The sequence below is a fragment of the Nocardia sp. NPDC005366 genome (assembly GCF_040606855.1).
GTDB lineage: Bacteria > Actinomycetota > Actinomycetes > Mycobacteriales > Mycobacteriaceae > Nocardia.
In genome coordinates this window covers 1-25,490 of record NZ_JBEXFQ010000024.1, presented here as the reverse complement: position 1 = coordinate 25,490, position 25,490 = coordinate 1, and the positions used below count along the sequence as shown (strand labels likewise).

Here is a 25,490-nt window from a genome sequence, read left to right as displayed (position 1 = left end):
ATCGAGGAGGTGGCATGCCTGAGGAACGCGAGGTCGCCGTCAGCGGTCAGGCCGCGGACCACCGTCAGATCGCCGTGTACGCGGCACCCGCCCTGCGGCCCGCGCTGACGGTCAGCCTTTTGCTGGTCAGCGCGCTACTGCTCTACGCGGCCAACCGGGCGGCACACGAGGGGGTCAATCGCGGCTGGTTCGTCGCGGTGTCGTTGGCCGGACTGTTCGTGGTGCGCGGACTGCACCTGTGCCGTCCGATCACCCTTCCGCACGTCGCGGCCGCGGTGCTCATGCTCGCCTGCGCCAATCTGGCCTATCGCGCCGAACATTCCCTCGCGGGATTCGTATTCCTTGCCGGGACCGGGTTCGTGCTCATGCTGCCGCACGCGAGCAGACCGCATCCCGCACACCGATACCGGATCGCCGAATTGGTCGGCCGCACCGAACGCGACCCGCTCGCGGCGTTCGCGCTGCACTCCGCCAAAAGCTATTTCTTCGACGCGGCGGATTCGGCCGCGCTCGCCTACCGCACCCGCTTCGGGATCGCGGTCGTCTCGGGCGACCCGATCGGCGACCGCGCGGCATTCGGATCGTTGCTCGGCGAATTCTCGGTTTTCGCGGCCGAGAACGGTTGGCGGATCGCGGTTCTCGGGTCGAGTCCCGAAATGGTGGAACTGTGGCGGCTCCGCGCCGGCGAGCACCGCGGATTGCGCGCTGTCCCGATCGGACGCGATGTGGTGATCGAGGTCGGCGATTTCGCCATGGTCGGCCGCGATTTCCGGAATCTGCGCCAGGCGGTGAACCGCACCGGGAATTTCGGCGTCACCACCGAGATCATGCTCGAATCGGCGCTCACCGAACCACTGCGCGCCGAATTGCTCGACATTGTCGACCAGTGGCGGGTGGGCCGCCAGAGTCGCGGATTCTCGATGATCCTCGACCACCTGCTCGACGGATGTCATCCGGGCATGCTGCTGGTGCTCGCCCGCGACGCACAGGGGCGGGTCGCCGGATTCCAACGCTACGGAATCGCCGCCCGCGGCACCGAGTTGAGCCTGGATGTGCCGTGGCGTCGCAAGGACGCGCCCAACGGCCTGGACGAACGCATGATCGTGGATCTGGTCGACTACGCGCGCGGCAGCGGCATCACCCGGATCTCGTTGGCGTTCGCGCCGTTTCCCGAACTGTTCGCCGACAAAGACCGCTCGCGCACCGGGCGGCTGATCTACGTACTCGCCCACCTCGGTGATCCACTGATCCGGCTGGAATCGCTGTACCGGTTCCTGCGCAAATTCCACTCGATGGCCGAGCGGCGCTACGTGTTGATCCGGTGGTGGGAAGCGCTCCCCGCGGTGGCGGCGCTGCTGACACTGGAATTCGTGCCGCACCGTAAGCAGTACTGACCCTACTCGTGCGGCATGGCGGGGCCGCGAACCCGGGCGGCCCGCGTCACCAGGTAGCGCCGCTGCGGCAGGTTCGTCGCCTGCTGGGCGGCACGAAGGTAGGCGGCGTGCGCGGCCTCGTGATCGCCGATCCGCTCGAGCAGATGCGCACGGACCGCCGACAGGCGGTGGTCGGCGGCGAGGCGATGGTCGTCCGCGAGTTTCTCCACCAACGCCAGTCCGGCGTGCGGACCCGTCGCCATCGACACCGCGACGGCATGGTTGAGCGCGATCACCGGATTGTCCACCAGCCGCAGCAGACGCCGGTAGAGCAGCATGATCTGCGCCCAGTCGGTGTCTGCGTAGGTCGGGGCCTCGTCGTGCACCGCGGCGATCGCCGCCTGCAATTGGTACGGGCCCGGCACGCCACGCGGCAGTGACGCGGTGATCAGTGCGACGCCCTCGGAGATCGCCTCGGACTGCCACAGCGCGCGGTCCTGATCCTCCATCGCGATCAACTCGCCGCCCCGGCCGGTGCGGGCGGGGCGGCGGGCGTCGGTGAGCAGCATCAACGCGAGCAATCCGGTGACCTCGTCGTCCTCGGGCAGCAGTCGATGCACGAGGCGGGTGAGCCGAATCGCCTCGGCGGACAATTCGACACGGTGCAGACGCGGACCGGAAGTCGCGCCATAGCCCTCGGTGAAGATCAGATACAGCACGTGCAGTACCGCCGCCCATCGGGCGTCCCGCTTCGAGGACGAGGGCGCGGCGAACGCGCCGCCGCTATCCCCGATGGCCTTCTTCGCCCTGCCGATGCGCTTGGTCATCGTCGCCTCGGGGACCAGGAAGGCCCGTGCGATTTCGGCGGTGGTGAGACCGCCGACGGCCCGCAGCGTGAGCGCGACCTGCGAGGACGGTGTCAGCGCCGGATGACAGCACAGGAACAGCAGGATCAGGGTGTCATCGGAATCGGCAGGCCCGCGATCGGCGGGCGGGGTCAGCCAGTCCTGCGGCAACGCCCAACGCGCGACCTGCTCTTCGCGTCGACGGCGCGCCTGTTCGGCGCGCAGCAGATCGGTGAGTTTGCGGGAGCCCACCGTGATCAGCCACGCCTGCGGATCGTCGGGGATTCCGGCGGTCGGCCACCGGGTGGCCGCCGCCAGCAGGGCCTCCTGAACCGCGTCCTCCGCGGTGTCGAAATGGCCGTAACGGCGCACCAACGCCGCAAGGACCCGCGGCGCCAGTACGCGCAGCAGGTCCGTGTTCGCGATGTCGGACACCGGTTGTGCTCAGTCGAATTCGGGCGCTTCGTCTGCCAGCGGGCGCACATCGACGTATACGGAGTCGGCGAGGTGCGCGGGCGACGGGCAGTCCTTCATTCCGGAGGCGATTTCGGTGGCGCGATCGAAGCTCTCGCATTCGACGATCCAATATCCCGCGAGCACCTCCTGGGTCTCGGCGTAGGGACCGTCGGTGACGAACGGCTGACCATCCTTGGCGCCGATCCTGCGGGTATGCACTGGTTCGAGCAGGCCGCGGGTCTCGACGAGTTCGCCGGATTCCTCGAGTCTGCCGTTGAAATCGTTCATGAACGCCACCATGGCTTCGAACTCCTCGCGCGTCCACGCGGGTTTGCCGGTCTCCTTGCCGACCATGCCGTCGTAGTCCTGCTGCGAGGCGTAGCTCAGAATCATGTATTTCATGTGGAACTCCTCGGGATCGTCGACACCGCGGTGGCGTCGCTCGTCAGGAACGTCGAAGCCGTCGACCATTCTCGGACATTCCGGCCGAAAGCATGGACCGCGAGCGGTCGCTGTCGGCGTGCCGAGAACGTCGGGAGCGATTCTCGTGCAATGTACGGTGAGGTATGGAAATGCGTTCGGGCCGTGAGGAGTCCGGCCGGCCCGGCGCGTCGAGAACCAGGTTCCGCCGACCGCTCGCGATAGTGGCCGGCATCGTGGCAACGCCCTGCTACTGGCATTCCTCACCTCCGGACCGGAGTTGGCGCGATGAGACTTACCGGTACCTCGCGGTTGCTCGCGGGTCTGCGGCTGGTTCGTATGCCGGTGATACTGGTCGTGTCGTACCTCGCCCTGTATCCGGTCGTGGCGGTGTTGTCGCAGCGACACGGGTTCGGTTCGCCCGACGGCCTGAGCGTTGGACTACCTGGTCGGCAGCGTCGCGCTCCTGACACTGCGCATGGCGCTACTGGTGGTCGTGAGGCGGACGAGGCGCCTCGAGTAGGACCTGAGCGCTCACCTCGGTGACCATTCCAAGGCGACGACCGCAGCCGTATCCGGCACGCCTTCGTGACCGACCACGTTCGGGATGAGAAGGGGCACCGGGATACCGAATCGATCCGACTGCCCGCACTCTTGCGTTACTATATCGAATAGCTATCTATGCAGGTCAGATCGTTTTCGGATCCAGCGCTGAAGGTTTACCGGTTCGTTGACTCGGAGTTCGAGGATGCGGATCGAGTCGTGACGCGATTCGCAACGTGCTCTGTGAAATCTCTCGACGGAACTCCCGAGGAGAACCATGACGCGCACCGTCTCCATGCAGCGGAACGTGGCTGACCGACCCGGCGCCGAACTCGCCGGGGAAGGAGCTCACCGATGAAGCAGTCGCCTGGGGCGCTACCCCGCCGCGTCGGGGTGGTGGTCGCCGGTGCGGGGGCTCGCGGCGGGTACGAGGCCGGCGTGCTGTCGGTCCTGGTGCCGCGCCTGCGCGGTGCGGGTGTCGATACGGTGCAGTTCATCGGGACGAGCGCCGGCGCCATCAACTCGACGATCTTCGCCGCTCTCTCCCATCTGCCACCGGCCGAGCAGGCACAACAGGCACTCCGAGTCTGGCGCGACATCACCGTCTCCGACGTGTTCCGGTCCCCCACCCTCGCGTTTCCCGGCACAGCCGCGCGCGCCGCCGGTCAGCTGCTGCGGATTCCGGGAGTGCGGCTGACCGGTCTGCTCGACACCGGCCCCCTGCACCGCACGGCCGAATCGGCGGTCGACTGGATTCGGCTGCGGCGCAACATCGCCGAGGGCCGGGTCACCCTCGCGGTGGTCACGACATCCGGCGCGGACAACAGGACTGTCGTCTTCATCGACCGGGCCTCCGCCGAATCTGTGCCACCGGCCGACGACGAACGGCCGATCGATTACGTGGCCGCCGAAATCACCGCCGAGCATGTGCTCGCATCATCGGCCATGCCGATCGTGTTTCCACCCGTGCACATTCACCAACCCGACCGGTGGGAAGGTTCGTATCTCGACGGCGGAATACGGCTCAACACCCCACTCAAACCGGCGATCACGATGGGCGCCGACGCGATCGCCGTCGTGGCGACCCACCCCGCGGTCGACACCGCCGCCACCGCACCCGCGAACAACCCACCGCCCGACGTGGATGACGTTGTCGTGCGCCTGATGGACGCGACGCTGGTAGACCGGATGATCGAAGATCTGCGGACGCTCTCCAAGGTCAACGCCCTGGTCGGTTCGACGGCACGCGACACCACGACCGAACAATCGCGAAAAGTCGTCATCCCATTTCTTCCCATCACCCCACCGGCACGGGCAACGCTGGCCGACCTCGCGGAGGAAGTATTCGCCAGTCAGTGCCACAAGCCGCGCGGAATCGCGCACAGGCTCCGGCTGACAGAGCTACGGATGTTGGGCCACGCGCTCAGCGGCGACGGCCCACGCCGCGGCGATCTGTTCAGCTACCTGTACTTCGATCCCGAATTCATCGAGGCGTCGATCGAACTCGGTCGGTGTCACGCCCAAGCCGTATTCGACGGTCTGCCCACGAACGAGGTGCCATGGCAGACCGAGCTCCTGCAGCCGCTGTCGGTCTCCTGAGAAATCGTCGGGGCGGGCACCGCACAGCTTCGTGGGAACCGAACCATCCCCGGAACCCGGCGTGGCCGAGATCCTCGCCGGCCGTGCGGCTATCCGTGCCAGTCGGGTAGTGGACTACTCGCGACATCGGTGTGCCACTCGAGTCAGGCTCGAGATGATCGCGAAGGAAGAAGGCGGCGGTCGGAAGACCCTCGCAATGTCCAGCTTTCACACACGGCACGACGCGAGGAACACCGTGTCAGGCGCTGCGGACCTGGCGGTGCCACATGGTCAGCAAATGGAATCGCCCACGGCATCGGCGGCGTTGGCGAGGACGATCACTAGGAGTACCAACCAGTCCCGACTGGGTGATGCCGGGGCGGGGAGGCAGCGGCAGATGAGTACCGGCCATGCGACCACCACACCAGAGGCACCGGCGGGGCGAGCGCCAGTAGCCTCGTTCGACTTCGACGCCTTCATTTCCTACGCGCACGGCGATCGACCCGTCGCGGCGGGGATCCAGAAGGGACTGCACCGGATCGGCCGACGGGTCGGCCGGTTGCATGCGCTGCGGGTCTTTCGTGACGCCACGGACCTGACCGCCAGCCCGGATCTGTGGGGCAGGGTCTCCGACGCGATGGACCGCACCCGCTACCTGATCGTGGTGCTCTCCCCGCACGCGGTCGCCTCGGGCTGGGTGAACAAGGAAGTCGCCCACTGGCTGGACCAGCACGGACCGGACCAACTGCTGTTCGTCGTCGCCGACGGGCACCTGACCTGGGACGCGGACGCCGGACGGTTCGATCCGGACAGGTCCGACGTGGCGCTGCCGGTACTGACAGAGCCCGGGGTTCTTCCCGCCGAGCCGTTCTACGTCGACGTCAGCGAGGACGCGCCGTGGGATCCGGCGGCGCCCCTGTTCCGGGAGAAGGTCACCGATCTGGCCGCCCCGATCCACGGCAAACCCAAGTACGACCTGGCCGGCGAGGACCTGCGCGAGCTCCGACGCTTCCGACGGTTCCGACGCGCCGCCATCGCGGGCCTCGCACTGCTGACCGTTGTCGCCGTCACCGCGGCGCTGATCGCGTTCGACAGGCAACACGAGGCCGAACGCCAACGGAACCAGGCGATCGCCCTGCGGCTGGTCGCCGACGGTCAGTCCATGCTCACCGGCGCCCGTCCTGGCGGCGATGCGCGCGCGTTGAAACAGATCCTGGCGGCACAGTCGATCGGTTCGACGTCGGACGACGGGGCCCTGCTCGGGGCCGTGCTCGCGCGGCCCGAGCTGCTCGAGATCGTGGAGGCCCCGGCCGCGGGAGTGCACTCGATCGTGCTCGCGAAGGACGAGCGCCGCATCGTCACCGGCGGTAAGGACGGCACCGCACGGCTGTGGGACGCCAAGACCCGCCAACCGATCGGTGCGCCCATGACCGGTCACCACGGCCCGGTATTCGCCGGGTTCAGCGAGGACGGACGACGCGTCGCCTCCGCTAGCGGGGACGACGGCACCGTGCGGGTGTGGGATGCCGACACCGGAGCACCCATCGGCGAACCGATAACAGTACCGGCGGGCAGAGTCGGGAGTTTCGACTTCAGTCCGGACGGACGACGCATCGTCACCGGTTCGGGCGAACTGAGTTTGGGCAGCGAAGGCGTCGTACAGGTGTGGGACGCGGACACCGGAGCACCCATCGGCGAACCGATCACCGGCCACCACGGCTGGGTGATGAGTGCGGCGTTCGCGCCGGACGGGCGGCGCATCGTCGTCTCTTCGGACACTCTCCCCGGCGGCACCGTGCGGATATGGGACGCGGACACCGGAGCACCCATCGGCGAACCAATGAACGGAGGCCAGGGGTCGGTGTTGACTGCGGCGTTCGCTCCCGACGGGCGGCGCATAGCCTCCGGCGGTGAGGACGGCACCGTACGGATTTGGGACGCCGATACCCACCAACAAATCGACCAACCCATGACCGGACACAAAGGCGCGGTGACGAGCGTGGCGTTCGCCCCCGACGGGCGACGCATAGCCTCCGGCGGGGCCGACCGCACCGTGCGGGCATGGGACGCGAACACCCACCAACAAATCGGTGAACCCATGACCGGGCACACGGACCCGGTGCAACGTGTGGAGTTCAGCCCGGACGGGCGACGGATCACCTCCGCTGGCGGTCTCGAGGGCACGGTGCGGGTATGGGATATCGAGGTCGGATCAGCCCATCAGAGCTTTGTGACGAGTGTGGCCTTTGCCCCGGACGGGCGGCACTTCGTCTCCGGCGGCGCCGATGGCACTCTGGAAATGTGGGACGTGGACACCGGCGCGTCGATCGGCGAATCGATGACCGGACACACAAACGGAGTGATGAGTGTGGCGTTCGCCCCCGACGGGCGACGCATAGCCTCCGGCGCTACGGACGGCACCGTACGGATCTGGGACGCGAACACCCACCAGCAAATCGACCAACCCATGACCGGACACCAGGGCTTCGTGATGAGCGTGGCGTTCGCCCCGGACAGTCGCCGGGTAGTCTCCGGCGGTCTCGACGGCACCGTACGCATCTGGGACGCCGACACCCACCAACAAATCGACCAACCCATGACCGAACACAAAGGCGCGGTGACGAGCGTGGCGTTCGCCCCCGACGGGCGACGCATAGCCTCCGGCGGTGAGGATGGCACCGTACGGATCTGGGACGCGAACACCCACCAGCAAATCGACCAACCCATGACCGGACACCAGGGTGAGGCGAGGAGTGTGGCGTTCGCCCCCGACGGGCAGCGCATAGCCTCCTCCGATCTCGAGGGCACCGTGCGGATCTGGGACAGCGACAGCCACCGACAGATCGGCGCACCCATTTCCGGACACGCTCCGGTCACCAGCGTGGTCTTCGCCCCCGACGGGCGGCGCATCGCCACCGCCGGCTATGACCGGACGATGCGGCTATGGGACACTGACACCGGCCAGCCGATCGGCCCGCCCATCACCGGACACACGGACATGGTGTTGAGCGTCGCGTTCAGCCCGGACGGGCGGTGGATCGTCTCCGGCGGCATGGACGACAAGATCTGGATATGGGCGACCACAGCCGCGGACTGGACAGCGACGCTGTGTAACAAGCTCACACTGAACATGAGTCACCAGCAGTGGCACGACTGGGTCTCGCCGGACATCGGCTATGCCGAGGTCTGCCCCGGACTTCCGGTTCCCCCCGACCACACCTCCGCTGAGAATTGAAAGGCGAGCAGCCGCCGAACCCGGTCGGCCGGAGATCTGTGGGTAAACGCTGGCCGCAATGCAAGGATGGGATTCGCCGGCAGGACACAGCGCCACGCCAGGAGGTGGACGGTGTACCACAGCGATCAACGGTCCGAGCTTCACCACCGACTCTGGAACGACACACCGGAAAAGACCGGGCTTGATGGGCGCACCACGACATATGAGAGCACGGTGATCGACCAGTACCGGCTCTATGTGGAGATGGCCGACCGCGTCAGCGCCCGCCGGGGGCTGATGAACTCGTTCTTCCTGACCCTCAATACCAGCATCTTCACCCTCGTCACCGCGTTCGGCAGAACCCCTCCGCACGGCGGCGAGGCATGGTGGCTGGCGATCCCGCTCGCCGCGATCCTCGGCCAATGTTTCGCCTGGTTCTACCTGGTGCGCAGCTACCGACTACTGAACAGCGCGAAGTATCAGGTTGTCGGCGCCCTCGAGGAAAGACTTCCCGCCTCACCGTTCTGGCGTGCCGAATGGTGGGCTCTCGGTGAGGGGAAGGATCGGTCCCGGTACTGGCCGCTCTCCCACATCGAGCAGTGGATCCCCATCCTCTTCGCCCTCGCCTACGTCTCGGGGTTCCTCGCGATTGTCCTCACCTGAGTTTCGACCTCAGTGATAGAGGGCGTCGATGCTGTCGGCGAGGTTGTCGACGACTATCTTGCGGCGCAATTTCATACTCGGTGTGAGATCACCGGCCTCGATGGACAGTTCGTGGTCGATGATGTCGAATTTCTTGATCTGTTCCCAGCGATTGAGTTGGGCGTTGAGGCGGTCGACATAGCCGGCGATCACGTCGCGGGTTCTCTCGTCCCGCGCGATTTCGGCGAGCGATTTGTCTGCCATGCCGTGCTTGCCTGCCCAGTCGGTGATGGTTTCCGCATCGAGGCCGATCAATGCGATGCAATAAGGTCGTGTCTCGCCGTAGACAATGAATTCCGCCGCGTACGGACATATTCCCTTGAACGTGGCGGCGATGGCGGATGGCGCGACGTACTTGCCCTGCGAGGTCTTGAACAGATCTTTCTTGCGGTCGGTGATGTGCAGGAAACCGTCCGCGTCGATCTCGCCGATGTCGCCGGTGCGGAACCAGCCGTCCTCGTCGAAAGCCTCCGCGGTGGCGTCGGGGCGGTCGTGATAGCCGCTCATCACACCGGGGCTTTTGAGTAGGATCTCGCCGTCCTCGGCGATCTTGACCTCGGTGCCGGGGAACGGTTTGCCTACGGTACCGAACCGGTATGCGTCCGGGCGGTTGATGAACGAGGCGGCGGCGGTCTCGGTCAGGCCGTAGCCCTCGAGCACGATGACGCCGAGCGCGTCGAACCACTGGGCGACATCGTGGTCCAAGGGGGCGGCCGCCGAAACGAAGTACCGCAGTCGACCACCGAATCGTTCACGGATCTTGGTGAGCACCAGTCTGTCGGCGAGTTTGTGCTGCAACGAAACCAGCAGCGACGGATCCTTGCCCGCCTGTTGGGCACGTGAGACGTTCAGGCCGACCCCGACCGCCCAGTCGAAGAGCCTCTTCTTGATCCCGCCTTCTTCGGCCACCAAGCCCTCGATACGGGCGTGCACCTTCTCGAAGATGCGCGGGGCGGCCGCCACGATGGTGGGGTGCAGTATGGCGAGGTTGTCCGCGATCTTGTCCACCCGGCCGTCGATCGCCGTGGGGAAGCCGATCAGCGGTGACAGCGCCAACATCACCTTGCCGAACGCGTGGGACAGCGGCAGCCACAGGAAGTTCAGGTCCTCGGGGCCGAGAACGTTCAGGGCGTCGATCGCCGCGGCGCTGTAGGTCCACGCGGAATGCGGCAGCCGAACGCCCTTGGGGATGCCGGTTGTCCCGGAGGTGTACATGATGCTGCCCAGGTGCTCGGGCCGGATTCCGCGGACGCGTTCGGCGACCGCGTCAGGAGAGTCGGCGAGCAGTGCGCGGCCGCGCTTTTCGAGGTCATCGAGGGTGATCACCCACGTTCCGTCGCCCTCGCCATCGAAGATCACCACCTGTTGCACCTCAGGCAACTCGGCGCGATGCTCGATCAGTTTGTCGACCTGGGCCTGATTTTCGGCAACGACGACACGGCTGCCCGAGTTGGCGACGATGAACGCGACGTCGGGGGCGTTGGTGGTGGGGTACACGGTGGTGGTGGCCGCACCGGCGCACATCACGGCGAAGTCGGCGAGCACCCATTCGTAGCGCGTGGACGACACCAGCGCGACCCGGTCCTCGGCCTGGATTCCCAGTGCGATCAGTCCGGCGGCGAGGATGTCGACGCGATCGCCGAACTGCTTCCACGTCACGCTGGTCCAGCCCTCGCCGTCAGGGAATCGAAATGCCTCCGTGTCCGGAGTCGCGGCGATGCGGTCGAGCAGTATCTGGGCGACCGAGAATGCCCGATTCTCGATCTTGCCGAGATTGGGAAGCTCCTCGGATTCTCGGAGGAACGTCATCACACCATTCTAATCAGCGCCGCGTTCCCCGTCGGCCTCTTTTAGAATTGCCCGGTCGGCATTTCTCTGCCGTCGGAGTACGGACGTATCCGGCTGCCTCTACACCCCGGAGTGGGTGCCCGGAATGTCGACGGAATGCCGAACTCAGCGCAGGGTCCGCAACCAGCGGCGGGTGTCGGCGGGATCGATGACGTCGTCGAGTTCGAGGACGGTGGCGGCGGTGAGTGCTTTGCCGTGGTCGTAGGCGGCCCGCACGAGGTTGTCGAATGCCTCGCGCCGTTGGTCCTCGTCCTCGATCGCGGCGAGTTCCTTGGCGAAACCGAGGCGTACCGCGCCTTCCAACCCCATGCCGCCGATTTCGCCGGTGGGCCAGGCGATCACGAAACGTGGCGCGCGGAACGAGCCCGCCGCCATGGCCTGGGCCCCGAGCCCGTAACCCTTGCGCAGGATGACGGTGCCCCACGGCACCGACAGGGCAGCCGCGTCGATGAACAGGCGGCTGAACTTGGTGACGGTCGCGTGGGTTTCGGCTTCCGGACCTACCATGAAACCCGGTGTGTCACACAGGGAGACGATCGGCAGTCCGTTGGCGTCGCACAGGCGCAGGAACATGCTCAATTTGTCGGCGGCCGGTGCATCGATCGCGCCGCCGAGGTGGTGGCAGTCGTTGGCGATGAGGCCGAACGGCCATCCTTCCACGCGCACGAGTGCGGTCACGATGCCGACGCCCCAGTCCTTGCGCAGTTCGAGGACCGAACCGAGGTCGGCGACCGATTCGATGGCGTCGCGAATATCGAAGGCGCGCAATCGGTTCTCGGGGACCACGTGCCGCGCCGCCCGCGGATCGGGTGCTTCCCATGTGTCGAGCGCCCCCTGGAAATAGGTCAGGTAGCGGCGGGCGATATCGACGGCTTCCGATTCGTCTGCGGCCACGATGTGCACGACACCGTTGCGGCGTTGCACCTCTACCGGGCCGATGTCCTCGGGCCGGTAGACGCCGAGTCCGCCGCCTTCGATCATCGCCGGACCGCCCATGCCGATATTGGCCTCCGGCGTCGCGATGACGACATCGCACATGCCGAGCAGCGCGGCATTACCCGCGAAACATCGCCCGGACACGATGCCGATCAACGGCACCCGGCCCGAGAGCGCGCCCATCGCGCGGAAGGTGGTGACGTCCAGTCCGGAGATGCCCGCGTAGTCGGTGTCGCCGGGTCTGCCGCCGCCGCCCTCGGTGAAGAACACCACCGGCAGGCGCTGCTCATGGGCCATCTCGAGCATCCGGTCGGTCTTGACGTGGTTGCGCATGCCCTGGGTGCCAGCGAGAACCGAATAGTCGTAGGACAGCACCACAGTCCGTGACGCGTCGACGCCGAACCGTTCGGCGTTGATGGTGGCCAGGCCCGCGATCAGTCCGTCGGCGGGCGTATTCGCGATCAAATCCTCGGGGCTGCGCCGCGCCCGTTGCGCGGCGACCGCGAGTCCCCCGTATTCGACGAAGCTGTCGTCGTCGACGAGATCGGCGATGTTCTCCCGCGCGGTGCGGCGGCCCAGACGGTGTCGTTTGGCGACCGCTTCGGGCCTGGCGGCGTCGAGAGTGCGGCGGTGTCGCTCGTGTACCTCGGCCAGATCGGGGCGGATCGCGTCCAGGTCGGTCGCCACCTCGTCCACGTCCTCACCCTCGTGCTCGGCCTGCTCCCAGACCAGCAGCGGGGTATGCGGGTCGACGGTGTCGCCGGGTTCGACGATATGGCGCAGTACTCGCAGCGGTTCCTCGGCGCGGAGCACATGCTGCATTTTCATCGCCTCGAGTACGGCGATCTCGGCTCCCGCCGCCACCACCGCCCCGGGCTCGGCGAGTGCGACGACGGCGCCGCCCATCGGCGACCGCAGTGCCCGCTCGTGCTCGCTCAGTGTGGTCTCGACCCCGGGGCGCTCCGGTTCGTCGCGGTCCGGCACGGCGGGCTCGTCACCGAATTCGGCTGCCCTGGTGAGGAGTTCACCGAGCCTGGACTCGAACCAGGAGGTGGTGACGGCCTGGCCGCCGGGGTGTGCTGCCAGCTCGGACAGTTCCGCGACGACGGCGCGCAACAGGGGCAGATTGGTGTCGACGCCGACGATCACGGTCTCGGCCAGCGCGTCCGCGCAGCGTCTCAGCGCGGCGGGATAGGACCCGCCGCGGGCCACGATCTTGGCCAGCAGGGAATCGAATCGCGTGCCCTGCCGCATCCCCGGATACGCGGCGGTGTCGACCCGCACACCGACCCCGGTCGGCGTGGTGAAGCGGCTGATGGCGCCGCTGCCGGGCAGCACTTCCCCGCCCGCGGTGAGGATTTCGGCGTTCACCCTGGCCTGTACGGCGTAACGGGTCGGCACGGCATCGAACGGCGTCTCCGAGGCGAAGTCGTCCCGCGCGAGGTCCACGCCGAGTTCGGTCACGGTGCGGCCCTGTGCGAGACCGAGTTGGATGGCGACCAGATCGAGTCCGGTGACCTCTTCGGTGACGGTGTGCTCCACCTGGAGCCGGGGATTGACTTCGAGGAACCACGCGTTCTCGCCGCTGACCAGGAATTCCACCGTGATCACCCCGCGGCAGCGCACCGATTCGGCGATGTCGACCGCGTCGTGATGCAGTTGGGCCCGCAGATCCGCGCTGAGATCCGGCGCGGGCGCGATCTCGAGGAATTTCTGCTGGCGGCGCTGCACGCTGCAATCACGATCGCCCACCGCGACCGCGTTCTTCCCGTCGGCGACGATCTGCACCTCGATATGCCGGGCGGCGGGCACCAGCGCCTCGGCATAGACGGTGTCGTCGCCGAATCCGGCCAGCGCCTCGGCTCGGCAGCGCTCGTATGCCGCCGCGAGCCGGTCGGGATCGCGCACCACGCGCATACCGCGTCCACCGCCGCCCGCGGCGGCCTTGACCATCACACCATCGGGGTAGCGATCCAGCAGTGCGGCGATCTCGGCGAGTCCGCCGCCGGCGGCCGTGGCGGGAAGTACCGGTGCGCCGGCCAGTTTCGCCGCGGCCCTCGCGGCCACCTTGTCACCGAATATCCGCAGCACATCGGGTGTCGGACCGACGAAGGTGAGTTCGGCCGCGGTACACGCCGCCGCGAGATCCGCGCTCTCGCTGAGGAATCCGTATCCTGGGTGGACCAGCGCGCCGGGGCCCGCTTTGCGCGCGGCGGCGACCACCGCACCGACGTCGAGATACGCGGCGGCGCCCCGGCCCGGCAGTAGCACGGTGTCATCGGCGAGGCGTAGGTGTGCGGCGTCGGATTCGTCGTCGGTGTAGACCGCGAGGGTCTCGTAACCGTATTCGCGGGCGGCCCGAAGCACCCGGACCGCGATCTCACCTCGGTTCACCACAGCGACGCGCATGCCAGCAAGTGTCGTTGACATTGACGTCAACGTCAACCACCATGAATGCCGTGACCCACTCCACCTGGGCGGTCAGGTCAGCGCGCGAACGTTCGCATACCGATCGGCATCGCGCCCTGCTCGACGCTGCCGCTCGCGTCTTCGTCGCGCGCGGATTCGCGAACACCACCGTCGCCGCCATCACCGCCGAGGCGGGCGTGTCCCGGGCCACGATGTATGTCTATTTCGCCTCGAAGGAAGAGATCTTTCACGCGCTGGCGGCCCGGGTGCGCGACGATTTCCTCGCCGCGCAGCAACCCGACCTGGAATCCGACGATCCGCGGATCATGTTGCGCGCCACGATCGAATCCTTCGCCGCGGCCGTCGACACCGCGGGACCGCTGCTGCGCCTCATCGAGGAGCGCGGCGCCGTCGACCCCGCGCTCGCACCGCTGGCCGACGAGATCGCCGAGCGTCCGATCCGTCGTTTCACCCGCTACCTGCAACGACACCTCGACGCGGGCACGGTGACCCCGGTCGCGCCACCCCGCGTCATCGCCGAAACCGTCGGCTACACCCTCACTCACGGCACACTGGCCCGCAGCACCGCCTCCCCCGCGGCGCGGGCTGAATTCCGTGAGCACATCAGGGTCGTCGCGGAATCGCTGCTCGGGCTCCAGCGCTGAACTGCCGGTCAGGCGGTGCGTGAGGTGGCCGGTTCGCCGACGTCGTGGGAGCGCTCGACACGACCGAAGCTCAGCACTCCGTCGGCCAGCGCTTCTTTGCGAAGCAACCGCCTGTCGCGGAAGTAATTGTTGACCAGCCGCCACGGACCGCGCGAGCCCTGACGCGGCATCACCGCGTCACCGCGCTGGATGTAGCCGGAGGTGAGCGCGCCGCCCATGACCGAATCGGGCGACCGGTCCCCCTCGCGGCCGACGGCCACGACCGAGGTGTACCCGTGCTCACGCATGTGATTCAGCACGCGACAGAAATATTCGGCGGATAGATCGGCCTTGAGCGTCCACGAGGCGTTCGTGTAGCCGAGGATCATCATCATATTGGGGATGTCGTTGAGCATCGAGCCCTTGTAGACCACTCTGTCCCGAGTGACCACCGGTTCGCCGTCGACCTCGATGGCAGCGCCGCCGAACATCTGCACCTTCAGCCCGGTCGCGGTGATCACGATGTCGGCGTCCAGTTCCTCGCCGGACACCAGGCGGATTCCGGTTTCGGTGAACGTGTCGATGCGGTCGGTGACGATCGAGGCCTTCCCGCCGCGCAGCACCTTGAACAGATCGCCGTTGGGAACGACGCACAGCCGCTGATCCCACGGGTTGTATGACGGGGTGAAGTGGCGCATATCCATATCGGAGCCGACTTGTAGACGGATCGCGCCGAGCAACAGTTTCTTCGCGGCCTCGGGGTTGGTGCGCGACAGTTGGAAACTGGCGCGCTGCAACGCGATATTGCGGGCGCGTCCGACGCGGTAGGCGAATTTCGCGGGCACCCTGGCCGCCTTCATGCCCACGGCGACGGGATCGTCGGCGGGCAGGGCCGTGATGTAGGTGGGCGAGCGTTGCAGCATGGTGACGTGCGCGGCGTCCTTGCTCATGGCCGGGACCAGCGTGATGGCGGTGGCGCCGCTGCCGATCACCACGACCCGCTTGCCGCGATAGTCGAGATCCTGCGGCCAGTGCTGTGGGTGCACGATCCGGCCGCCGAATTCCGCCTCACCGGGAAATTCGGGTCGGTAGCCGTTGTCGTAGTCGTAGTAGCCGGTGCAGCCGACCAGGAAGTCGCTCGTGAACGTCTCGGTGCGTCCGGTTCGTTCATCGAGTGCCTCGACCGTCCAGCGGGCGTTCTCGCTCGACCAGCGCGCGATGGTCACCTTGCGGCCGAAGCGAATGTGGTCGGTGACGCCGTACTCCTCGGCGGTGTCGGCGATATAGCGGCGGATATGCGGGCCGTCGGCGAGGATCTTGGTGCCGGTCCACGGATGGAATCCGTAGCCGAAGGTGTACATATCCGAGTCGGAACGAATGCCGGGGTAGCGGAACAGATCCCAGGTTCCGCCGATGGCCTCGCGGCGTTCGAGGATCGTGAAACTGCGTCCGGTCTTCTCGCGTAACAGGTGACAGGCCATACCGATGCCGGATAGGCCGGCGCCGATGATCAGTACGTCGACATGCCGCGTCATGGAGCTACTCGTTTCGTCTCGGTCCTCCGGGCACCCTCGTGCGAGCGCAGCCGAAGACTACATGTTATTCAGAGTAACGCCTAATGGCGGACCTCGCCGACGCCCGGACGCACGAATTCGAACCACGCTGGTTTCAACCCGTGACACCCCCCGATCCGGCGCGCACCATGGACGACTGCGGTGCATCCGGAAGGTGGCCCGCGATGCCGCGCAAACGCGGTGTCGTGTGCCGGCGATCGCAACGACCTGTCCCCCCCGGCTCCTGAAGGGAGTGGCTTCGATGAGTCTGTCGTTCCACTGGTTCCTGCCCACCTACGGCGATTCCCGCGGCCTCGTCGCGGGCGGGCACGGCACATTCATGTCCGGTGATCGACCGGCGTCGCTGCGCTACCTCAACCAGATCGGCGCGGCCGCGGAAGACAACGGATTCGAAGCGGTGCTGACCCCGACCGGCGCCTGGTGCGAAGACGCCTGGCTCACCACCGCCATGATGGTGGAGACCACCGAGACGTTGAAATTCCTGGTGGCCTTCCGACCCGGTCTGGTCAGCCCCACCCTCGCCGCCCAGATGTCGGCCACCTTCCAACGACATTCGCGCGGCAGATTACTGCTGAACGCGGTCACCGGTGGCGAACCGCACGAACAGCAGGCCTACGGCGATTTCCTGGACAAACGACAGCGGTACGCGCGTACCGCCGAATTCCTGCACGTAGTGCGAGAGCTGTGGACATCCCATGAGCCGATCAGCTTCGCGGGCGAACATATCCGCGTCGTCGACGCGCTGCTGAGCAACCGTCCCGATCCGCTGCCTCCCGTCTTCTTCGGCGGCTCGTCCGACGCCGCGCTCCCGGTCGCCGCCCGCTACGCCGACGCCTACCTCACCTGGGGTGAACCACTATTGGCCGTGAGCCGCAAATTGGAGGCGGTGCGCCGTCTCGCGGTCGATGAGGGCCGCATCCTCGACTACGGCCTGCGCGTCCACGTCATCAGCCGTGACACCTCCGAGCAGGCGTGGGCCGAGGCCGATCGCCTGCTGCAAGGTATCGACCCGGCCGATATCGAGCGTGTCCAAGCGAATCTGGCCCGCAGTGAATCCGAAGGTCAGCGCCGCATGCTCGACCTGCACGGCGGCAGCACCGACCGACTCGAAATCGCCCCGAACCTGTGGGCGGGCGTCGGCCTGGTCCGCGGCGGCGCGGGCACCGCCCTCGTCGGTTCCCACGAGGAGGTCGCCGAACGCCTCGTCGAGTATTCGAAGGTTGGCATCAGCCATTTCGTCCTCTCCGGTTACCCCCACCTCGAGGAGGCGTACTGGTTCGGGGAAGGTGTGCTGCCGATCCTGGAACGAAAGGGCCTGTGGCGCCACCCCCACCGCCGCGAAGCCGCCGCCGTCTCCACCCCCTTCGCCGCGTCCTCCAGTAGCTGATCCCACCCATCGGACCCTCGACCGTATTCCGAACATGTTTCGTCGCGCGTCTTTCATTGCGCGACCGTGCGGTTTTCGGCACGCTCTTCGGAAAGCGACGGCCACGCAGCCTCAGTGGCCGTACGGAAGGGACGACGAGTCGAATGTCCGATGACGAAAAGCAGATCCGAATCCTGATCGAACGATGGGCGGCGGCGGTGCACGCGGGCGATATCGCCGGGACCGTCGCCGACCACGCCGAAGACATCGTGATGTTCGATGTGCCGCCGCCTCAGGAGGGTGTGCGCGGAATCGACGCCTACCGCGATGTGTGGCCCGCCTTCTTCGATTGGCAGGCGCAGGGCGCGACATTCGACATCGTTTCACTCGATATCGAGGTCGGCGGCGATATCGCATTCGCCTACGCACTCCTACTGTGCGGCACCGCCGAGGATTTCGCGCGCGACCCCGCGAAACGCCTGCGGCTGACATTCGGCCTGCGGCGGCAACGGGGTCGCTGGGTGGTGATCCACGAACATCACTCCTTCCCATTGGAGCTCGAAGAGGGGTAGCACAGTCGGGCAGTTGCGCCGAACGCGCACCCGCACGATGTGCAACGAATCACGAATGTCCACGTCACACCGCATTTTTCGAATGCTCCGTGAATCGGCACTCGGTGCATCGGGAGTTCCACGTGAATCAGCACGGCGGGTCGCCGTGCCGCGCGTCGACGTTCCGCCGACCACCGCCGCTCGTCACCGCCCGCCTGGCCCCGATGGGGTCGGCGGCGGTGGCGTGGTTGGCCGAGCAGCTCGAAAGCTGCCGGGACGCATATCCGTTCATACCGCCGCCGCGAGCAGACACACACCCAGCGTCTTCTCGCGTCCGAGCGGTCGGCGCCGACTGCTCACCTGCGATGCGTTCGGGACGGTGTCGGCGGCCTGCGCACCCAGGCATCCCCGCGGCGTTGGCGCTCATCCGGATTCGCTCCGGCGCTCCCCGTCGATAACGTCGGTCGCGAGTTCTCACATACCGCATACGCTCGCGTTCGGCGGCGCGCAGCACCACGCGACTATTCGGAATGCGGTTGAGAGATGTTGCGACGGTGCGCGATCCGGAGGAATCAGAAATCGGCGAGTGCGCAGATTCGCGCGGAAGTGATAGTGACGAGCACCCCTGAAGAATCGGGAGATCGAGCGGCGGCGGTGGCGCGCAATCCGGCCTCACGAGAGATGACGAGGCCGACGCGAGGGTTCGATCGGATGCAACACATTGCTCGCCATCGACCCAGCCGGACGGCTCACCGAACCCGTCACCTTGGAAGTGCTGACAGCGACCAGACAACAGCAGCCACGGGATCCGGCACTCCGGACATGACTTCCACGCCTGCCGGATTCATTGGCGAACGATGGGCCTCGCCAGCGACCGTTCCAGCATTCTTCGCCACCTCCAGCCAACTGCCGTGGGTGGTGACCAGCGGATTCGCTGATTCGGCACCCTGAATCCGAACCACAGCACCTGAAACGTCAAGTCGCCTTGTCTGCGTCCGGACACGGATCACTCACGACGATCACCTGTTCGCGCCCCGGCCACAGATCGCGCAGCAACCCCTGGTGAGCACGCGGAAGTCACCCGGAGTGTCGACAGTGAAATGCCATACAGTCACTGACGGGTAACGGCCACATACGCGGGCAGAATTCCTAGTTGTGGTCGGTTTATAGGTGATTTCACTGGCCTCACGTTTTTTTGGATGTCTCTTTCCGGATAACTGTTCAGCACCCCTTCTGTGACCACTCCGATATTTCCCACTGCCGAGCTTGACGTTTTCTTGTCTAGTATCTGCCGCATTCCCGGCGAACACTGAGGAGCGAAAGTGCCCGAAGAATAGAGCTCGTACGAATAAAGGAAGTCACGTAATGTCTTCAAAAGTGAGTAAGGCGGCCGCAGCGACCGCCATCGCGTTGTCCCTGGGTGTTATCGCGGCTCCGATCGCATCGGCCGCCACGACCTCGCCGTCCACCTCCCCCGGCGTAACCCAAGCCGGATCAGTCGTCTTCTGCATCCCTCTGGGCAGCGTCGTCTTCTGCCTCTGACCACTCACCGACCCATCACCGAGTCGCAGACGAGCCGGGGCCGAAGGGAACATCCCATTCGATCTACCCTGACATATGGCCCTGTCTCGTCGGCGATTGATACGGATGGGCACCGCCAGTTCGGCGGCATGGCCCTCGCGCCGATCACTGCCGACTACGAGATCACCTCGGAGTCGCTGTCCAAGACTCCGAGGTACGGGCCGGAATTCCCCGAGCGCCTCGGATTGCTCACCCAGGAAAGACATTTCATGGATTCCTGCACTCGCTGATACAACCGCGAGCACCGCGACACCGGCATCGGCCCGCAGGCCCTCGCCGACCTACCCGACGGTCTCGCCGCCGAGGTCTGTCCCGCCATATCGCCCAGGTTCAACCCTTCGGTCGCCAGCGCTTACCGGTTTCGTTGCCATACAGCGCGATACTGGCCTGCAATGAACACGACGCTGCTGCACTTCCTGATCGTCTTCGCCGTGGTGTTCCTGGTGAACCTGATGCCGGCGTTCGGCCCACCCAACGCGCTGGTCCTGGTGTTATTCAAGCTGAACTGGCACCTCGCCCCGGTCCCTCTCGTCATCATCGGCGCCTTCAGTTCGGGTGCGGGTCGTTATATGCTCGCCGCCGCGACCAACCGCGTCCGCGACCATCTCGGTCCACAGCGCAAAGCCAGCCTGCAAGCCGCTAACGACTACCTGACCGGCCACCGAGGCCGCTCGTTCGCCGGGCTCGGGCTGTTCCTGCTGTCCCCACTGCCGTCGGCGCAAATGTTCGAGGCGGCCGGACTGATGGGCGTTCGACTGCTTCCGGTGACGGCCGCGCATGTGCTGGGGAGACTGGTCAGCTTCTCCTTCTATATCGGCGCGACCAGCGTTGCCGAGCGAAATCTCAGCGACACGCTCATGTCCTCGTTCACTTCGCCCTGGGGAATCACGATTCAGGTCGTCCTACTCGTCGGTGTCGTCCTGCTCGCCCGGATCGACTGGACCAAATACCTCCCGGGCGTAAAGAACGAAAGCAGTGACCAGTGATGGTGCGGAAAGGTGCGCGGCAGTGGACACCGCCGCAGAAGCGCGGCGGAAGCGCGGCAGTGGTCGGTTGAGTACCGAACCTCACGCCGGGCCGGTCGCCGATCGGGGATAGAGTCGATCGGTGACGTTCACGGTGGGATTCGACCTGGATATGACGCTGATCGATTCGCGACCCGGCGTCGCACAGGCCATCGACCGGGTCGGCGTCGAATTCGAACTGCCATTGGACGGAGAGAAATTCTCGACTCGCCTGGGCCCGCCGTTGGCGCTACTACTCGCCGACGCGGGCGCGCCGGACGAACTCATCCCGGCCCTGGTCACCCGGTATCGCGAACTGTATCCCTCGATCGTGCCGCAGGTTCCGCCGCTGCCCGGCGCGGAGGCGGCGTTGGACGCGGTCCGCGATCGCGGCGGGCGCGTTCTCGTCGTCACCGGTAAACACCAACCGCTCGCCCAATTGCATCTGGACGAACTCGGCTGGAAAGTCCATCATCTTGCGGGTGATCTCTGGTCGGCGGGCAAGGCCGATGTGCTGCGCACGTACGGTGCGAGCGTTTTCGTCGGCGATCACGCGGGCGATATGGTCGGCGCGCGAGCCGCGGACGCGGTCGCGGTCGGCGTGACCACGGGTCCGTGCGACGCCGAGGAGTTGCGCGACGCGGGCGCCGACGTGATCCTGGGCGACCTCACCGAATTCCCGGATTGGCTGGCCGAACGCACACCGTGAACCCGCCATGTCATCGAGGCGCGCAGCACCTCGCCGTCGCCTCATGTGGTGATACACCGTGCTCTGGCACAACGAAGGACAACGGACGTAGCCGCGCGCATCTCCGGATTCAGCCGGCCGAGCGCACTATCGCCATGGCGGGCGCGAACGCTTCCATACTCGGTTCCAGCACGGTGATGTAGCTGAATCCGTAACTCGCCCGCAGCTCACCGACGCGTTCGGCGATCTCCTCGGGTGATCCGATCAGGGCGATGGGCAACTTCTCGGGTCGACCGCCGACTTCCGGGGGGAGTGCGGAACCGAATTCCTCGAGCAGTGCCGGAAGATCTCGGCTCGGCAGCACCCACTGGATCAGAAGGTTGAATTCGACCTGATCGGCGCGAACACCGAGCCGATCGCGGGTGAAGGCGACGCGCTCGGCCATCCGATCGGGACCGGCGATCTGCAACGTTCCGGCCGCCGTGGTCACCGCGCCGGTGAATCCGACGATATCGGCGTGTTCGGCGGCCACCGACAGCAGTTTGTCACCCCAACCGGCCACGAGCAGCGGCGGACCCGGTCGCTGCACCGGACGCGGCAGATAGTCGGGGTCGGCGAAGAGTTTCCTCAGCGTGGTGATTGTCCGCCCCACCTGCGCGACCCGTTGACCGCCGCTCTCGAACGGGATGCCCGCCGCGTCGAATTCCGCTTTCGCATACCCGGCGCCGAGACCGAGTTCGACCCTGCCGTCGGTGAACTGATCCGCGGTCGCGACTTCGCGGGCCAGCAGGGTCGGGTTGTAGAAGGGGGTGTTGAGCACGAAGGTGTTGAGGCGGACCCGCTCGGTGGCCTCGGCCGCCAAGATCATCGCGGGAAAGGGGGCTGGCATTCCGAGATGATCCGCGACGCCGATCACGTCGAAGCCGAGTTCCTCGGCCCGCCTGCACTTTTCGATCCACTCGGAACGCGATTTGGGAACCAACATATTGACACCGAACCGGAATCCACGCTGTGCAGTCACGGGTACTTGTCTACCGAACCTTCCGCGAGTCTGCCATCCGGAAAACTCTCACCCGAGTTGACGGCGGCCCGCACCGATCTCATCGCCGCACTTCGTCGACGCGTCGCGCCCGCACCTCACACTGTCCTGGCCCTAGAGTGGGTGCGGGATATTCGTTTCTCGTTGCTCGCGCCGATACCGATCTGGAGAGGGACGACCGAAATGACCGCACCGCTGAATCCCGTGGTCGAAAGGTTCGTGACCGCGCTGAACGACCACGACCGCGACCGCTTCTACGACCTGCTCACCGATGACGCGACCATGTCCGACGACGGCGTGGAGCGCAATCTCGCGCAGTGGACCGATTCGGAGGTTTTCGACAGCAACGGCCGTATGCGAGTCGAGGCCGTCACCGACGGCGGTACCGAACTCGTGGCCGACTATACGAACACACGCTGGGGTTCGATGCGCACCAACTGGCGATTCGTGGTGCGCGACGGAAAAATCAGCAGATTCGAAACCGGGCAGGCCTGATTTCGCTTGCCCGCGACGCGTCGGCCTTGGCAGGCTGAAGACCGTGTTCGACGCGCCCCGCTATGGTTCGGGCTCCCTCGCAGACGTGTTCCCCTCCGTGCTGGCCTGCCTCGGAGTGCCGGGTGAGGTGGACCGCCTCGGTCTCGACCTGACCGTCCGGCGTGTCTGCGTCCTGCTGGTCGACGGCCTCGGGGCCGAGGCGTTGGCGCGGCGAGCCGACGCCGCGCCGGTACTGAACGGCGGAGCCGCCGTCACACTGACGGCGGGTTTTCCGAGTACCACCGCGACGAGTCTCGGTTCGCTCGGGGTCGGGGTGCCGCCCGGCCAGCACGGCATCGTCGGATATCTGATGAATGTGCCCGGGTACGACCGGATGGTGAATTCACTGCGCTGGCGGCTGCACGGCGAAGGGCCGCGGATCGATCTGTTGCGCGAGCTCGTCCCCGAGCGATTCCAGCCGACCCCGACCGTTTTCGAACGGGCGACGGCCGACGGCATCACGGTGACCCAGGTCGCCCCCGGCTACCAGGCGGGATCAGGCCTCACACGAGCGGTGTTGCGCGGCTGCGAATTCCGTCCGAGTCTCGCCATCGGAGATCTGGTCGACGGCATCGTCACCGCCCTGCGCGCGAGCGATCGCTGCCTGGTCTACGCCTATCACGGCGATCTCGACACCATCGGGCATGTGCGCGGGCCGTCCTCGGACGCGTGGCTGTACGAACTCGCGCATGTCGACCGGCTGGTCGACACCATCGCCGCTCATCTGCCCCCGGATTCGGCCCTCCTCGTCACCGCTGATCACGGCATGGTCGAACTGAAATCCACCGTAGATTTCGATCACGTCGCCGAGTTGCGCGACGGTGTCGCGCAACTCGGTGGTGAACCGCGAGCCCGACACGTCTACACCGTCGACGGCGCCGTCGCCGATGTCGCCGACGCCTGGCGGGCGAACCTCGGGGCGGATTTCGAAGTGCTGCCGCGCGCGGAGATCATCGAGCGGGGCTGGTTCGGCCCCGTCGTCACCGACGAAATCGCGGACCGGATAGGGGATCTCGTTGTGGCAGCGTCCGGCCCGCGCGCCGTCGTGCGATCCGGCGCGGAACCATTGCAGTCGGCGATGATCGGACATCACGGCTCGCTGACCGCCGCCGAGTCGAATGTGCCGCTGCGCACCTTCGTCGCCGGGACCTGATGAGCGACGTTCGCGCCGAACGGTGCGTCCCGTTCGCGCCGAGCGGTCGAAGACGGGGTCGCCGTAGCATCGGCGGAAAATACAACGCATATGCTGGTCAATGCGCATTTTCTACTACTCGATCAGCCTCTGGCGCACCGTATCAGGAGGAGCCGCAACCAGGGCTACCACCCCGCCGTTCGCTGCGGGACCTCAAATCCGCCCGAAATTCGGCGAGTTCTACGGGAACCCCTTCTTCAAGGTTCTCTGCACCATCGCCGGGGCGAGTCGTTGGGCGTCATCGGGCTTATCAGGCGCTGCGCAGCCGAATTCTTCTGGTCGCGTCGAGATGTCGGTCGACGATGAACTGTGCGGTGGTGCCTACGACGGGTGGCGTGCCGGACCAGAACAGGCAGGACCAGATGCCATCGAATTCGACGAAGTATTCGCGGTTGATGGGGAAGACGTCGGTGATCTCGGCTGTGACTTCGGAGCCGACGGGGTGGCGGTTCTTGGCGGCGCGCCATTCGGTTTCGCTCATGGCGGGATAGCTCGTGGTGCTCGATCGGAGGGTGGGATCAAGGGGCCAGAGGCGAACCTGACCGCGATTGTGCTGGAGGACCTCGAACTCGGTCACGGTGCCGACGGCCGGCCATTGGTCGGAGGAAAACGGCAGATTCAGGACGTCGACGAATCCGGTTGGAGGATGGCCCAAGTCGACGAACAGCCCGATGACGCCGGGTCGTGGAATGAGCGTGACTACTCCAGTCACATGGTCGCCGATCGGATAAAGGCTGTGAGCGGCTTTGAGTTCCTCTTCGAGTTGGGGGTCAGGTTCGATCATCGCCGGACTATTTCACCGATCGCTTCTGCCGATTGTCAATGGTCAGGACTTGGTGGGGATGCCGTCACGACCGTCGTTCGCAGCGCGTTCGTGAAGCTTGTGACCGCGGGGGCCGGGAGTGTCCAATTAACGGCGGATCTCAATAGTCAAGGGAGAGAAGCCAAGTGACTGATACGACCGAGGTGCGCGCGGAGGCCGGGGAGTCCCCG

The 25,490-nt window shown here is 66.2% G+C and carries 19 protein-coding genes; 13 read left to right on the top strand and 6 right to left on the bottom strand.

The window, feature by feature from the left end; all coding sequences use genetic code 11:
• Positions 1-14 precede the first annotated feature (14 nt).
• On the top strand, positions 15-1,394 hold the full coding sequence (locus tag ABZS43_RS24845) for a phosphatidylglycerol lysyltransferase domain-containing protein (RefSeq protein ID WP_355038351.1): 1,380 nt from the start codon (positions 15-17) through the stop codon (positions 1,392-1,394).
• A 2-nt stretch (positions 1,395-1,396) separates the two neighbouring features.
• Here ABZS43_RS24845 and ABZS43_RS24840 read toward each other — a convergent pair whose 3' ends face one another.
• Positions 1,397-2,653 carry a DUF6596 domain-containing protein gene (locus ABZS43_RS24840; RefSeq protein WP_355038350.1) on the bottom strand — a complete coding sequence of 419 codons (1,257 nt, stop codon included), beginning with the start codon at positions 2,651-2,653 and terminating at the stop codon, positions 1,397-1,399.
• Positions 2,654-2,662: 9 nt separating this feature from the next.
• Positions 2,663-3,076 (bottom strand): YciI family protein, encoded by a 414-nt coding sequence (locus ABZS43_RS24835; protein ID WP_355038349.1) that lies wholly within the window; start codon positions 3,074-3,076, stop codon positions 2,663-2,665.
• Between the two features lie 915 nt (positions 3,077-3,991).
• On the opposite strand from ABZS43_RS24835, the gene ABZS43_RS24830 reads away from it, so the two are divergent.
• The 3 genes from ABZS43_RS24830 to ABZS43_RS24820 all read left to right on the top strand — a co-directional run bounded on the left by ABZS43_RS24830 (position 3,992) and on the right by ABZS43_RS24820 (position 9,092).
• Positions 3,992-5,236: a patatin-like phospholipase family protein gene (locus tag ABZS43_RS24830; RefSeq protein ID WP_355038348.1), complete on the top strand. Its 1,245-nt coding sequence runs from the start codon at positions 3,992-3,994 to the stop codon at positions 5,234-5,236.
• A gap of 376 nt (positions 5,237-5,612) precedes the next feature.
• Complete coding sequence (locus ABZS43_RS24825; RefSeq protein ID WP_355038347.1) at positions 5,613-8,450, top strand: TIR domain-containing protein; 2,838 nt, start codon at positions 5,613-5,615, stop codon at positions 8,448-8,450.
• Positions 8,451-8,663: 213 nt separating this feature from the next.
• Positions 8,664-9,092 (top strand): hypothetical protein, encoded by a 429-nt coding sequence (locus tag ABZS43_RS24820; protein WP_355038346.1) that lies wholly within the window; start codon positions 8,664-8,666, stop codon positions 9,090-9,092.
• Positions 9,093-9,101: 9 nt separating this feature from the next.
• Here the strand turns inward: ABZS43_RS24820 and ABZS43_RS24815 are convergent, their stop codons facing one another.
• Positions 9,102-10,940, bottom strand: a complete 1,839-nt coding sequence (locus tag ABZS43_RS24815) for a long-chain fatty acid--CoA ligase (RefSeq protein WP_355038345.1) — start codon at positions 10,938-10,940, stop codon at positions 9,102-9,104.
• Positions 10,941-11,084: 144 nt separating this feature from the next.
• On the bottom strand, positions 11,085-14,324 hold the full coding sequence (locus ABZS43_RS24810; protein WP_355038436.1) for a carboxyl transferase domain-containing protein: 3,240 nt from the start codon (positions 14,322-14,324) through the stop codon (positions 11,085-11,087).
• Between the two features lie 41 nt (positions 14,325-14,365).
• Here ABZS43_RS24810 and ABZS43_RS24805 point away from each other — a divergent pair, with 41 nt between their 5' ends.
• Entirely contained in the window at positions 14,366-14,989 is a 624-nt protein-coding gene (locus tag ABZS43_RS24805; protein ID WP_355038344.1) for a helix-turn-helix domain-containing protein, read from the top strand.
• Between the two features lie 8 nt (positions 14,990-14,997).
• Here the strand turns inward: ABZS43_RS24805 and ABZS43_RS24800 are convergent, their stop codons facing one another.
• Positions 14,998-16,503, bottom strand: coding sequence for an NAD(P)/FAD-dependent oxidoreductase (locus tag ABZS43_RS24800; protein ID WP_355038343.1), 1,506 nt, complete (start codon positions 16,501-16,503; stop codon positions 14,998-15,000).
• A 280-nt stretch (positions 16,504-16,783) separates the two neighbouring features.
• On the opposite strand from ABZS43_RS24800, the gene ABZS43_RS24795 reads away from it, so the two are divergent.
• The 5 genes from ABZS43_RS24795 (at position 16,784) to ABZS43_RS24775 (ending at position 21,753) form a co-directional block, all read left to right on the top strand.
• Complete coding sequence (locus tag ABZS43_RS24795) at positions 16,784-17,929, top strand: LLM class flavin-dependent oxidoreductase (RefSeq protein ID WP_355038342.1); 1,146 nt, start codon at positions 16,784-16,786, stop codon at positions 17,927-17,929.
• A 143-nt stretch (positions 17,930-18,072) separates the two neighbouring features.
• On the top strand, positions 18,073-18,480 hold the full coding sequence (locus ABZS43_RS24790; protein WP_355038341.1) for a nuclear transport factor 2 family protein: 408 nt from the start codon (positions 18,073-18,075) through the stop codon (positions 18,478-18,480).
• Positions 18,481-20,129: 1,649 nt separating this feature from the next.
• A complete protein-coding gene (locus ABZS43_RS24785) occupies positions 20,130-20,270 on the top strand; it encodes a hypothetical protein (protein ID WP_355038340.1) in 141 nt (46 codons plus the stop codon).
• 162 nt (positions 20,271-20,432) lie between these two features.
• Positions 20,433-21,026 (top strand): hypothetical protein, encoded by a 594-nt coding sequence (locus tag ABZS43_RS24780; RefSeq protein ID WP_355038339.1) that lies wholly within the window; start codon positions 20,433-20,435, stop codon positions 21,024-21,026.
• 121 nt (positions 21,027-21,147) lie between these two features.
• Positions 21,148-21,753 (top strand): HAD hydrolase-like protein, encoded by a 606-nt coding sequence (locus ABZS43_RS24775; RefSeq protein ID WP_355038338.1) that lies wholly within the window; start codon positions 21,148-21,150, stop codon positions 21,751-21,753.
• A gap of 109 nt (positions 21,754-21,862) precedes the next feature.
• Here the strand turns inward: ABZS43_RS24775 and ABZS43_RS24770 are convergent, their stop codons facing one another.
• Positions 21,863-22,753, bottom strand: a complete 891-nt coding sequence (locus ABZS43_RS24770) for an LLM class F420-dependent oxidoreductase (RefSeq protein WP_355038337.1) — start codon at positions 22,751-22,753, stop codon at positions 21,863-21,865.
• A 201-nt stretch (positions 22,754-22,954) separates the two neighbouring features.
• Here ABZS43_RS24770 and ABZS43_RS24765 point away from each other — a divergent pair, with 201 nt between their 5' ends.
• From ABZS43_RS24765 to ABZS43_RS24755, 3 genes are all read left to right on the top strand, one after another.
• The gene (locus ABZS43_RS24765; protein WP_355038336.1) at positions 22,955-23,266 is read left to right on the top strand and encodes a nuclear transport factor 2 family protein; all 312 of its coding nucleotides are present in this window, start codon (positions 22,955-22,957) and stop codon (positions 23,264-23,266) included.
• A 43-nt stretch (positions 23,267-23,309) separates the two neighbouring features.
• Positions 23,310-24,458, top strand: coding sequence for a nucleotide pyrophosphatase/phosphodiesterase family protein (locus ABZS43_RS24760; protein WP_355038335.1), 1,149 nt, complete (start codon positions 23,310-23,312; stop codon positions 24,456-24,458).
• Positions 24,459-24,558: 100 nt separating this feature from the next.
• Positions 24,559-25,449, top strand: coding sequence for a hypothetical protein (locus tag ABZS43_RS24755; RefSeq protein ID WP_355038334.1), 891 nt, complete (start codon positions 24,559-24,561; stop codon positions 25,447-25,449).
• The last annotated feature ends 41 nt before the right edge of the window (positions 25,450-25,490 follow it).

Excerpts from the sequence above, each read along its gene's own strand:
- ABZS43_RS24765 (WP_355038336.1), top strand. The coding sequence starts at position 22,955 with ATGACCGCACCGCTGAATCCCGTGGTCGAAAGGTTCGTGACCGCGCTG.
- ABZS43_RS24805 (WP_355038344.1), top strand. The coding sequence starts at position 14,366 with ATGAATGCCGTGACCCACTCCACCTGGGCGGTCAGGTCAGCGCGCGAA.
- ABZS43_RS24830 (WP_355038348.1), top strand. The coding sequence starts at position 3,992 with ATGAAGCAGTCGCCTGGGGCGCTACCCCGCCGCGTCGGGGTGGTGGTC.
- ABZS43_RS24795 (WP_355038342.1), top strand. The coding sequence starts at position 16,784 with ATGAGTCTGTCGTTCCACTGGTTCCTGCCCACCTACGGCGATTCCCGC.
- ABZS43_RS24800 (WP_355038343.1), bottom strand. The coding sequence starts at position 16,503 with ATGACGCGGCATGTCGACGTACTGATCATCGGCGCCGGCCTATCCGGC.
- ABZS43_RS24780 (WP_355038339.1), top strand. The coding sequence starts at position 20,433 with ATGAACACGACGCTGCTGCACTTCCTGATCGTCTTCGCCGTGGTGTTC.
- ABZS43_RS24785 (WP_355038340.1), top strand. The coding sequence starts at position 20,130 with ATGGCCCTCGCGCCGATCACTGCCGACTACGAGATCACCTCGGAGTCG.
- ABZS43_RS24790 (WP_355038341.1), top strand. The coding sequence starts at position 18,073 with ATGTCCGATGACGAAAAGCAGATCCGAATCCTGATCGAACGATGGGCG.
- ABZS43_RS24845 (WP_355038351.1), top strand. The coding sequence starts at position 15 with ATGCCTGAGGAACGCGAGGTCGCCGTCAGCGGTCAGGCCGCGGACCAC.
- ABZS43_RS24810 (WP_355038436.1), bottom strand. The coding sequence starts at position 14,324 with ATGCGCGTCGCTGTGGTGAACCGAGGTGAGATCGCGGTCCGGGTGCTT.
- ABZS43_RS24835 (WP_355038349.1), bottom strand. The coding sequence starts at position 3,076 with ATGAAATACATGATTCTGAGCTACGCCTCGCAGCAGGACTACGACGGC.
- ABZS43_RS24825 (WP_355038347.1), top strand. The coding sequence starts at position 5,613 with ATGAGTACCGGCCATGCGACCACCACACCAGAGGCACCGGCGGGGCGA.
- ABZS43_RS24815 (WP_355038345.1), bottom strand. The coding sequence starts at position 10,940 with ATGACGTTCCTCCGAGAATCCGAGGAGCTTCCCAATCTCGGCAAGATC.
- ABZS43_RS24755 (WP_355038334.1), top strand. The coding sequence starts at position 24,559 with ATGCGCATTTTCTACTACTCGATCAGCCTCTGGCGCACCGTATCAGGA.